We start from the raw sequence: 10,491 nt of genomic DNA on the forward strand, positions 1-10,491 counted from the left end.
CGTGCCCGCGGCGAGCGCCACCACCTCTAGCTTGTCGGCATGGCGGCGTGCCACGTCGAGCGTCTGCGTGCCGATGGAGCCGGTCGACCCCAGTACGACGATGCGTTTCATACGTGCCTCCTTGCGCTCCGCGCGTTCACGCAGGCGCGATGCCTAATAAGGTATGCAGCCCCCGGCCACCAGCAGGATGGCGGAGGTCACGGCCACCAGGAACAGCGAGTCGCAACGGTCGAGCAGGCCGCCGTGCCCCGGCATGATGGTGCCGGAGTCCTTGAAGCCGGAGTTGCGCTTGATGCGGCTCTCGGCCAGGTCGCCGAGCACGCCCATGAGGCCGCTCGCCAGGCCGAACAGGATGGCCTGCGGGATGGACATGGTCACGCCGGGCACGAGCGTCATCAGGCACCAGAACACCGCCGAGCCCGCGAGCCCGGCGAAGAAGCCCTCCCAGCTCTTCTTCGGCGACGTGCGCGGAGCCAGCTTGTGCTTGCCGAACTTGCTTCCCACCAGGTAGGCGAACGAGTCGTTGGCCCATACGCTCAAGAGGATGCCCAGCACCAGCACGCCGCCCCAGGGCGCCGGCAGCGCCTCGCGCACCACGATGATGCCCGACAGCAGCATGCCGCAGTACGCGGCGCCGAAGAAGCTCACGCCCACGTCGGGCACGCGCGCCCGCATCCAGAACACGTACCACACGATGAGCGCCAAGAGCAGCGCCAGGCTCACGTACAGCGCCCCGTTCAACCCGAGGAAGAACACGCTCACGGGATACAGCATGGCGGCGATGATGCCCAGCATCTCGTTCGGCAGCTTCGCGTCCTGGCGCAGCATGTAGTAGAACTCGCCGGCCGTGATGCCGGCCATGGCCACGAGCAGCGCGAGCGTGGTCCATTCGCTGGCCAGCACGCACACCACGGACACGACGATGTAGACGAACCCGGTGCGGAAGCGCACCTGGAAGTTCGTGGGGTTCTTCAGCTTCTTCGGGGTCTTGTCCTGTGCGAAGTTCTTGAGCCGCTCCTTGCGCGTGCGGTCGTCCTCTTCCGGAACCGCCTCGTCGGCCCGCCGCGGCTCCATCCTACTTCACCGCCCCGAACCGGCGGTCGCGCCCCTGGAACTCCAAGAGCGCCCGCAGGAGCTCGTAGCGGTCGAAGTCGGGCCACAGCACGTCGGTGCACACGAACTCAGAATAGGCGATCTGCCACAGCAGGAAGTTCGACACGCGCATCTCGCCGCTCGTGCGGATGAGCAGGTCGGGGTCGGGGATGTCCGCCGTGTACAGGTGCCGGGCGAACGACTCCTCGGTAAGCTCCTCGGGCGCGCGTCCGGCGCGCACCGCGGCGTGGGCCTCGTCCATGAGCGAGCGCATGGCGTCCAGCATCTCCACGCGGCCGCCGTAGTTCACGGCCACCACGAGCGTCATGCCGTCGTTGTCCTTCGTCTTCTCCCACGCCTTCGCGAACGCGTCGCGCGTCTTCTTCGGCAGCTCGTCGGTGCGCCCGATGGTCATCACGCGCACGTGCTCCTCGTGCAGGCCGTCCACCTCGGCGAGCATCGTGGTGGCGAACAGGTTCATGAGGCCGATGACCTCTTCCTGCGGCCGTTTCCAGTTCTCGGAGGAGAACGAGTAGATGGTGAGGTAGCGCACGCCCACGTCCGACGCGCAGCGGATGGTCTCGCGCACCGCATCGATGCCGGCCTTGTGGCCGAACAGGCGGTTCTTGCCGCGCTCCTTGGCCCACCGGCCGTTGCCGTCCATGATGACGGCCACGTGCTCGGGCACCGCCGCAGGGTCGAGCCGTGTGGGATCGAGGTCGGCGGGAGGGTTCGGGAATATGTAGTCGAGCGGTTTGTTCAAGGAAGCACTGCTTTCAAGTCGTACGCCAGCCGCACAGGTTGATCTCGAACTCCCCGGTTGGCTTAGTAAGTCAGCGAGAAGCGTTGCGGTGCCCCAGATCGTGGGGATGGCGATGATGAAGCGTACTTCAGTACGCGAGTCATCGGCATCGCCGCGAGATGGGGTGCCCCAACGCTTCGCAGCGTCGAGCAGTTCCGGCGGCCGGCAGGCCGCCGGAACGTTAGATTTCCATCACTTCGGCTTCCTTCTTCTTGAAGGCCTCGTCCACCTGGGCCACGTACTTGTCGGTGAGCTTTTGCACCTCGGCCTGGGCGCGGCGCTCGTCGTCCTCGGGGAGGTTGTCGTCCTTCACGCAGCGATCGAGGGCGGCGTTGGCGTCCTGGCGCGCCTTGCGCACCGCCACGCGGGCCTCCTCGGCATAGTTCTTGCACTGCTTCACCAGTTCGCGGCGGCGCTCCTCGGTGAGCGAGGGGAACGGCAGGCGGATGCACGAGCCGTCGTTCGACGGCGTGACGCCCAAGTCGCTCTCCATGATGGCATGCTCGATGGCGCCCAGCACGCCCTTGTCCCACGGCTCGATGACCAGCATGTGCGCGTCGGGCGTCTTGATGCCGGCCATCTGGTTCACCGGCGTGGGCACGCCGTAGTAATCCACCTTGATGCGGTCGAGCAGCAGGGCGCTCGCCCGCCCCGTGCGCACGGAGCCGAACGCCTCGCCCAGCGATGCGAGCGCACGCTCCATGCGCTCCTCGGCCTGCAACATAATATCATCAACCATGATCGGCTCCTTTCACCCAACTCCCTGCGGTGCGGCGGCGCGCACCGATCGCCCGCGCCGGAGCGCGGACGTGCCTCTATTCTACCGTGGTTCCGACGTTTTCGCCCTTCAAAGCGCGCGAAATGTTGCCCTCGACCATCAGATCGAACACGATCATGGGCATGTGGTTGTCCATGCACAGCGACGTGGCCGTGGAGTCCATGACGTTGAGGCCCTTCGACAGCACGTCCATGTAGCTGATGCGGTCGAAGCGCTTGGCGTCCGGGTTCTTGGTCGGGTCGCTGTCGTAGACGCCGTCCACCTTCGTGGCCTTCATGAGGCAGTCCACGTTGAGCTCGCAGGCGCGAAGCGCGGCCGTGGTGTCGGTGGTGAAGTAGGGGTTGCCCGTGCCGGCGGCCAAGATGACCACGCGGCCCTTCTCCAGGTGGCGCACGGCGCGGCGGCGGATGTAGGGCTCGGAGACCTCCTGCATGGTGATGGCGCTCTGCACACGCGAGAAGATGCCGTGGCGCTCGAAGGCGTCCTGCAGGGCCAGCGCGTTCATGACGGTGGCCAGCATGCCGATGTAGTCGGCCTGGGCGCGGTCCATGCCCTCGGCGCTTCCCGCCAGGCCGCGGAAGATGTTGCCGCCGCCCACGACCACGGCCACCTCCACCTCGTCCTCGACGATGTCGGCAATCTCGTCGGCCAGCGCGTCGACCACCTTCGGGTCGATGCCGTACCCCACATCGCCCGCCAGCGCTTCGCCCGAGAGCTTCAGCAGCACGCGCGGGTACGCATACCCGCGCTCGCGCACGCGCGCCCACTTCTCAAGCTCCTCGACGTTCTCCTCCGCCTTCGCCCTATCCTCAGCCATGACCAACCCCTTCGATGACCGTCATATGTGCATACGTTGCCTCAATCTTACCCGAAAATGGAAAAGGCCGCGCAGTTCGCGCGGCCTTTTCCAGGCAGTTCACGCAATGAGCAGACGGGCGGCAGGTAGCCGCCCGCAGCCCTTACGCCGCGTTCTCGCTGGACCCGCTGCCGCCGCCGAGCAGGCGCTCGAGCAGGGATTCCTGCGCGCTGTTCTGCTGGGTGGAGGCGCTTTGCGAGCTCTCGTCGGAGCCGAGCGTGACCTCGACCTCCTTCGTCTCGCCGTTGCGGTTGACCTCCAGCTTCACCTTGTCGCCAGGGTTCTTGGAGCGGACGTCCAGCATGAGGTCGCTCGCGGACTCTACCTTCTGGCCGTCGAACTTCGTGATGATGTCGCCCTCCTGCAGGCCGGCCTCGGCGGCACCGGAGCCCGCGCTGACGGCGGCCACGTAGGCGCCCTCGTCGACCGACAGGCCGTAGCGCTGGGCGTTCTGGGCGTTCACCGTGGACAGGGACACGCCGAGCTGCGCGTGGGTCGGGGTCTTGCCGTCGATGATCTGCTGCGCGAGGTTCACCGCGTAGTTCACCGGGATGGCGAAGCCGACGCCGGAGTAGTTGCCCGAGTAGGACGTGATCAGCGTGTTGATGCCGATGAGCTTGCCGTCGGCGTCAACGAGCGCGCCACCGGAGTTGCCGGGGTTGATGGCCGCGTCAGTCTGGATCATGTTCGGGTAGATGGTGGTCTCACCGGAGCTCTGGCCGTACTGGTCGGTGCTGGAATCCATGATCTGCGAACGGCTCGTGGCCGACACGATGCCGGTGGCAACGGACTGCTCGAGGCCGAACGGGCTGCCGATGGTCATGACCCACTCGCCGATGATGAGGTCGTCGGAGTTGCCGATCTCGATGGCCTTGAGGCCGCTGGCGTCCTTGGCCTTGATGACCGCGATGTCGGAGCTGGGATCGCTGCCCACGACCTCGGCGTCGTAGGTCTCGCCCTCGATGGTGACCTTGTAGGCGTCGCCGCCTGCGATGACGTGGTAGTTCGTGATGATGTAGCCGTCGTCGGTGAGCACGACGCCGCTGCCGAGCGAGGCCTGCGTGAGCGTGCTGCCGGAGCCGGAGTTGGAGCCGCCGCCGAAGCCGTACATGCCGCCCATGTTGGATTGGTTCGCGTACACGTCGATGGCGGCCACGGAGGGCAGCGCCTTCTGCGCCACGGCCTCGGCCAGCGTCTGGTCGGACTCGGCATCGGTGGCGTTGATGCTGCCGGAGTTCTGCGAACCCAGCTGCGTGGACGAGCCGGAGTCGGAGCCGCCGCCCTTGTCGGCGCCGGTAGCGGCCTGCCAGATGCCGAAGCCGCCCAGCCCGATGACGCAGGCGAGCGCCGCGCCCGCGAACGCGAGCAGGAACGTGCGCAGGCCGTGCGACTTCTTCTCCACCGTCACCTGGCCGGGCGTGTGCTGCGCCTGGTACGGTTGCTGGTAGGACTGCTGGTAGTAAGGCTGCTGCCCCGTTTGGGCGGCATGCTGGGCATGCTCGTCGCCCGAAGTCGGCGGGACGGGGCCGCCGGGGGTGTTGCCGTGCGTATCGGTCATGTGGTTCACGCTCCTTGGGTATCGTTGTGGTCGATGATCGCTTCGCTTAGGTAGGTGATGGGCCTACCATATCACGCGTGGTTCCTGATCAGGTTTCCTTCAACGCAATTGTCATCTTCGCGTCATGGAATTACACCGTTTGGTGTACAGGACGTACACCGGCCGACGCAGGCCGAGGAACGTGCCGCGCCGGGGATGCGAGGATAGGCGTGCTATCATGAGGTGCATCGTCATCGAGGATGTGCAAGGAGCGCCTATGTCCGACCAAACGCCTCCGCGGCGAACCGCCGCCCAACGCCTCCAAGCGCTGTACGTGCGCGCGCTGCTGCGCCTGCTGCCGCACCTGATTACGCTGCTCCGGCACGTGTCTCCGAGGATCCGCGCCGAGGTGGCCTACCTGGCGCCGGGCTACACGTTCAGGTTGTCGGTGCGCGGCACCGACCTGACCTGCACATGCCGCCGCACCGACCGAGGCTCGTTCGAGCGTATCCCGCCCGCGCGCGTCGCCCGCGACGTTGAGCCGGGAAGCGGGCTGGCCAGCGCCGACGCGGATGCGGTGACCGTGGACTACGTCATCGACTTCCGCTCGCTGGCCTATGCGTTCGGCTGCTTTTCGGGCGGCCTGACGCTCAAGGACGCCCTCGCGCAGCGCGCGTTCTCCACACGCGGCCCCAACGATACGGGCGTGGCCCTCACTTACCTGTTCACGGCGCTGCTGAAGATGTTCTTCGGCTGGCGGCGCGCATATCGCAGGCCGGCGGCGGCGATGCCGTAGGAGAAAGGGAAACGGTGCCCGGAACGTGCCACAGCCTCCGATTTCGGCCGCACCTCCGCAAGCGTTCGACCTGCGCCTATGTAGCATAATACCTGATCATAGCGCTGGACGAAAACAGAGGCTGTGGCAGAGTTTTCCCCGAGAAAGCGAAGGAGAAGCCGTGAAAGCATTCGAATTCTGCTGCCCCACCAAGATCATCGCGGGGGCGCACGCGCTGGACAAGCTGCCCGGCGAGCTGGCCGACCGCGGCGTGGCGCACCCGCTGGTCATGACGGACGCGGGCCTGGTGAAGCTGGGCGTGGCCGCCAAGCTCACGGACGTGCTGGACGCGGCCGGCGTCGCTTACGACGTGTTCGATCAGGTGCCGCCCGACTCGTCGATGGACGTGGTGAACGAGGTGGCGCGCCTCTACGCCGCACGCGGCTGCGACGGGTTCGTGGCCATCGGCGGCGGCTCGGTCATCGACACTACGAAGGGCGCGGCCGCCTCGCTTGCCTGCGAGGGGGTGGACTTCGCCACGCTGCAGGGCTCGGAGATCCTCCACGCCGACCTGCCGCCGTTCATCGCCGTGCCCACCACGGCCGGCACCGGCAGCGAGGTGACGCTCGTGGCCGTGGTGGCCGACACGCAGAAGCACGCGAAACTGTCGTTCACCTCCTACAAGCTGGTGCCGCACGCGGCCATCCTCGACCCGGCGCTCACCGCGTCGCTGCCGCCGAAGCTCACGGCCACCACCGGCATGGACGCGCTCACGCATGCCATCGAGGCGTACACGTCCATCCAGAAGAACCCCGTGAGCGACGCCTTCGCGGTGAAGGCCATCGAGCTTATCGCGGCCAACCTGCCGGTGGCCTGCCGCGACGGCGCGAACGTCGACGCGAGAGCGAGCCTGGCGCTGGGGTCGCTCATGGCGGGAGCGGCGTTCAGCAACGCCATGGTGGGCATCGTGCATGCGCTCGGCCACTCGCTCGGCGGGCTCTGCCACATCCCGCACGGCCAGGCCATGATGATGCTCCTTCCCCACTGCGTGCGCTTCAACCTCTACCATGGCGTACATGCCGGGCTTTACGGCGAGCTGCTGCCCCACCTGGCACCCGCGCGCGCAGCCGAGCTGGGACCGGGCGCGATGCCCGCCGAGCGCGACCTGGCCTTCTGCGATGAGCTGTTCGCCATGAACGAGCACTGCCACGAGCAGTACGGCGTGCCGCTCAAGCTGTCGGAGCTGGGCGTGGCGCACGACCAGCTCCCCGCCGTGGCGAAGCAGGCCCGCTACGACGGCGCCGCCCTGTACAACGAGGCGGAGATCACGCTGGACGACGCCCTCGAGATCCTGGAAGCAACGTACTAAGGAGCGCCCATGACCACCGCACCCATCTTCGAAGGCGTCGCCGACGTCGAGGCCCAGGCGCAGCGGATGCGCGCCTTCCATCTGACAGGCGCCACGCTGCAGGTCGAGTACCGTCGCGAAGCGCTTTTGAAGCTGAAGGCCTACCTCAAGGCCAACGAGGAGCGCATCCTGGACGCGCTGCACGCCGACCTGGGGAAGGCCGCGTTCGAGGGCTACGCCACCGAGCTCGGCCTCGTCTATGACGAGATCAACACGTGCGTGAGGCATCTGTCCAAGTGGGCGCGCCCGCGCCGGGTGCCCACGCCGCTCGTGCACTTCCACTCCACGTCGAAGGTGTACCCGAGCCCGCTGGGCGTGGTGCTGGTGTTGTCGCCGTGGAACTACCCCGTGCAGCTGGCGCTCGTGCCGCTGGTGGACGCCATCGCGGCCGGCAACTGCGTGGCGCTCAAGCCCTCGCGCACCTCGAAGGCCACGAGCGAGCTTCTGATCGAGATGCTGGCGAACGTGTTCCCGCCCGAGTTCGTGTGCGGCTTTCCCGGATCGGGCGCGATGAACGACTGGCTGCTGGAAGTGCGCTGGGACCAGATCTTCTTCACCGGCAGCCCGAACGTGGGGCACACCATCATGGAGGCAGCGGCCAAGCACCTCACGCCCGTGGTGCTGGAGCTGGGCGGCAAGAGCCCCTGCATCGTGGACGAAACGGCCAACGTGAAGCGCGCGGCGCAGCGCGTGGCCTGGGGCAAGGGCATCAACTGCGGGCAGACCTGCGTGGCGCCCGACTACTTCCTCGTGCACGAGAACGTGGCGGACGACTTCGTGGCGCAGCTGGACGCAAGCTTTCAACAGTACTACGGCGAGAACATCCTGGCGTGCGAGCAGTGGCCGCACATGATCTCGCAGCGCCACTTCGAGCGCGTGATGGGGCTCATCGAGAACCGCAACCCGGACGCGACGGTGACGTTCGGCGGCCACGGCGACCCCGAGACGCTGCGCATCGAGCCCACGTGCCTGCGGGGCGTGACGCTGGACGACCCGGTCATGGGCGAGGAGATATTCGGGCCCGTGCTGCCGGTGCTCACGTACCGCTCGCTTGACCAGGCCTTCGACATCGTGCGCACGTTCGAGAAGCCGCTGGCCTGCTACGTGTTCTCCGACGACAAGCAGGTGCAGCACCGCGTGCTCACGCGCCTGCCGTTCGGCGGCGCCACGGTGAACGACGTGGTGATCCACCTGGCGAACAACCACATGGGCTTCGGCGGCGTGGGGAACTCGGGCATGGGGGCGTATCACGGCAAGGTGGGCTTCGACTGCTTCACCCACTACAAGTCCACGCTCAAGAAGGGCACCTGGCTGGAGATGCCCATCCGCAACCCACCCTTTGACGATACGAAGATGAGGCTTTTGAAGATGCTAATGAAATAGGGTGTGGACGTCCCGTTGGCCGGGGCACCGCCCGTGCAGCGCCTCTCGCACACTTCGCGAAAGCTCGGCGCGCCGCACGGGCGGTGCCCCGGCCAATGGGACGGCGGACTCTTTCGCAGGAGGCTAAGCTGCGAGCTTTTCGTCGCTGGGAGCGGGTTGCGGGCTGTTCGGGTGAGAGGAATCCACCTGCGAGAGTGCGTGTGCTTGCTGACAGTCCTTTATTGTGTTATAAATAAGTTACTTATTTATAACACAGGAGGCGTTATGGCTATGCAGGCGGCGTTGCCACAGATACGGCCTATCAGTGACTTGCGAACACGTTTGAACGACATCGAGGCGCTTGCGCGCGAGACGCGCGAGCCTATCATCATGACGAAGAACGGCGCGGCCTCGCTCGTCGTCATCGACAGCAAGGCCTACGACGAGCACCTGCGCCATGAGCGTGCCGTGCGAAAACTGCGCGAAGCCGAAATCGAGGAGAAGTACCGCCCCGCCGCCATCCCCTTTGACGAGGTGAAGGCGCGCGTGGAACAGCTCATCGATGCGGCGGAGCAGCTCCATGCGCGCGATTGAGTTCAGGCCGCGCGCAAGCGCCGACCTCGACGGCATACTCGCCTCTATCGCGCTCACCTTGAAGTCGCCGCAGGCTGCACGTGACACCGCCGACGCAATCTTCGCCGCCATCGAGCGCGCGGCCGAGATTCCGGAGCTCGGCCAGCCGTTCTTCGACGAGGACCTCGAGCATCCGACCTACCGGCGCAAGCTCGTGAAGCGATACTGGGTGTACTACACGTACACGGACGACACGCTCACCGTGCGCCGCATCTTCCATATGACGCAGGACACCGACTGCTACGGGTTCGAGATCCTGGATGACTGACGCTTGCGCATTCATGAGCTTCATGAAATAGCGCTTGAAACCCTCCGCAGACGGGCTGACGCGCGTCGGCGGAGGGTGTACAATGGCGGCTCCGTTCAGAGACGTCGCGAGGAGGACGCCATCTTCCCCATCCAACACATCGACCCTTCTATCGAAGGGCGCCTGTCCCCTGGCGCGTTCTTCGAGCACTACCGGCTGGTGGATACCGAGACGTACCTTGTATACGACTATCGGGACGGCCGATTCCTGTCCCATGACGACACATGCTACCGCTGTTGGAACCATGGTCGGCCCTGCACCAACTGCGTCTCGCGCATCGCCGTGCGCGAGAACCGGCAGGTGGTCAAGCTGGAGACGCTGGGGCGGAGCATCTTTCTCATCGTTACGATCCCGTTCGGGGGGAGCGATCGCAAGTTCGCGCTTGAGTTCATCAAGAACGTCACGGACGACCTGATGGTCGCCGACATAGAGACAGATGGGAACGTAACGGCCGTCGACCTGGTGGACCGGATCAACGAGCTCACCGTGCGCCATCCGTCCACGGGCCTTCTGCGCAAGGAATACGCGGAGCGCGAGCTGGGCAAGCTGGTCGCGCAGTGGGATGGCACCTCGCCGACCACGCTCTGCATCCTCGACATCGACCGGTTCAAGCAGGTCAACGACGAACATGGCCATCTTGTAGGCGACGAGGTGCTGGCGCGCGTCTCGCAGCTTTTGCTGGAAAGCGCCGAGCACGGGGGCGGCTGGGCCAGCCGCATCGGCGGAGACGAGTTCATGCTCGTGCTTCCCAGCTTGCCCAAAGACAAGGCCGATACGCTGACCGAAGCGCTCGAGGCCGGCATAGCCGCCTGCAAGTTCCAGGGCACCGAGCCGTTCTCGGTGACTGTCAGCCACGGCGCCGCGCGCCTGGACGCCCGCCACGGCTCGTGGCGCGACCTCTTCGCCGAGGCCGACCGCGCGATGTACGCCGCCAAGCAGGC

Annotated in this window: 12 protein-coding genes; 6 read left to right on the forward strand and 6 right to left on the reverse strand. The window is 66.2% G+C overall.

Annotated features, from left to right (window positions below; all coding sequences use genetic code 11):
• The 6 genes from GPA_RS20345 to GPA_RS03690 all read right to left on the reverse strand — a co-directional run.
• Window positions 1–111: hypothetical protein (locus GPA_RS20345; protein ID WP_156791125.1), on the reverse strand; the 111-nt coding region annotated here is incomplete at its 3' end.
• Window positions 112–153: 42 nt separating this feature from the next.
• Window positions 154–1,074 (reverse strand): phosphatidate cytidylyltransferase, encoded by a 921-nt coding sequence (locus tag GPA_RS03670; protein ID WP_015538971.1) that lies wholly within the window; start codon window positions 1,072–1,074, stop codon window positions 154–156.
• Between the two features lies 1 nt (window position 1,075).
• Window positions 1,076–1,855 carry an isoprenyl transferase gene (locus tag GPA_RS03675; RefSeq protein ID WP_041238981.1) on the reverse strand — a complete coding sequence of 260 codons (780 nt, stop codon included), beginning with the start codon at window positions 1,853–1,855 and terminating at the stop codon, window positions 1,076–1,078.
• A gap of 220 nt (window positions 1,856–2,075) precedes the next feature.
• The gene (gene frr / locus GPA_RS03680) at window positions 2,076–2,633 is read right to left on the reverse strand and encodes a ribosome recycling factor (RefSeq protein ID WP_041238983.1); all 558 of its coding nucleotides are present in this window, start codon (window positions 2,631–2,633) and stop codon (window positions 2,076–2,078) included.
• Between the two features lie 76 nt (window positions 2,634–2,709).
• Window positions 2,710–3,489 (reverse strand): UMP kinase, encoded by a 780-nt coding sequence (gene pyrH, locus GPA_RS03685; RefSeq protein WP_015538973.1) that lies wholly within the window; start codon window positions 3,487–3,489, stop codon window positions 2,710–2,712.
• Between the two features lie 142 nt (window positions 3,490–3,631).
• Window positions 3,632–5,086, reverse strand: a complete 1,455-nt coding sequence (locus tag GPA_RS03690; RefSeq protein WP_015538974.1) for a S1C family serine protease — start codon at window positions 5,084–5,086, stop codon at window positions 3,632–3,634.
• Between the two features lie 256 nt (window positions 5,087–5,342).
• On the opposite strand from GPA_RS03690, the gene GPA_RS03695 reads away from it, so the two are divergent.
• From GPA_RS03695 to GPA_RS03720, 6 genes are all read left to right on the forward strand, one after another.
• On the forward strand, window positions 5,343–5,861 hold the full coding sequence (locus GPA_RS03695; protein WP_041238985.1) for a hypothetical protein: 519 nt from the start codon (window positions 5,343–5,345) through the stop codon (window positions 5,859–5,861).
• A gap of 160 nt (window positions 5,862–6,021) precedes the next feature.
• Window positions 6,022–7,209 carry an iron-containing alcohol dehydrogenase gene (locus GPA_RS03700; protein WP_041238987.1) on the forward strand — a complete coding sequence of 396 codons (1,188 nt, stop codon included), beginning with the start codon at window positions 6,022–6,024 and terminating at the stop codon, window positions 7,207–7,209.
• 9 nt (window positions 7,210–7,218) lie between these two features.
• On the forward strand, window positions 7,219–8,631 hold the full coding sequence (locus GPA_RS03705) for an aldehyde dehydrogenase (protein ID WP_015538976.1): 1,413 nt from the start codon (window positions 7,219–7,221) through the stop codon (window positions 8,629–8,631).
• 264 nt (window positions 8,632–8,895) lie between these two features.
• A complete protein-coding gene (locus GPA_RS03710) occupies window positions 8,896–9,204 on the forward strand; it encodes a type II toxin-antitoxin system Phd/YefM family antitoxin (protein WP_041238989.1) in 309 nt (102 codons plus the stop codon).
• Window positions 9,191–9,511 (forward strand): type II toxin-antitoxin system RelE/ParE family toxin, encoded by a 321-nt coding sequence (locus tag GPA_RS03715; RefSeq protein ID WP_015538977.1) that lies wholly within the window; start codon window positions 9,191–9,193, stop codon window positions 9,509–9,511. Before GPA_RS03710 ends, GPA_RS03715 begins: the two co-directional genes overlap by 14 nt.
• Before the next feature lie 75 nt (window positions 9,512–9,586).
• Window positions 9,587–10,491 (forward strand): GGDEF domain-containing protein (locus GPA_RS03720; RefSeq protein WP_041238991.1); only part of this gene is annotated, 905 nt, incomplete at its 3' end.

Source organism: Gordonibacter pamelaeae 7-10-1-b (genome assembly GCF_000210055.1).
Classification (GTDB): Bacteria; Actinomycetota; Coriobacteriia; order Coriobacteriales; family Eggerthellaceae; genus Gordonibacter; species Gordonibacter pamelaeae.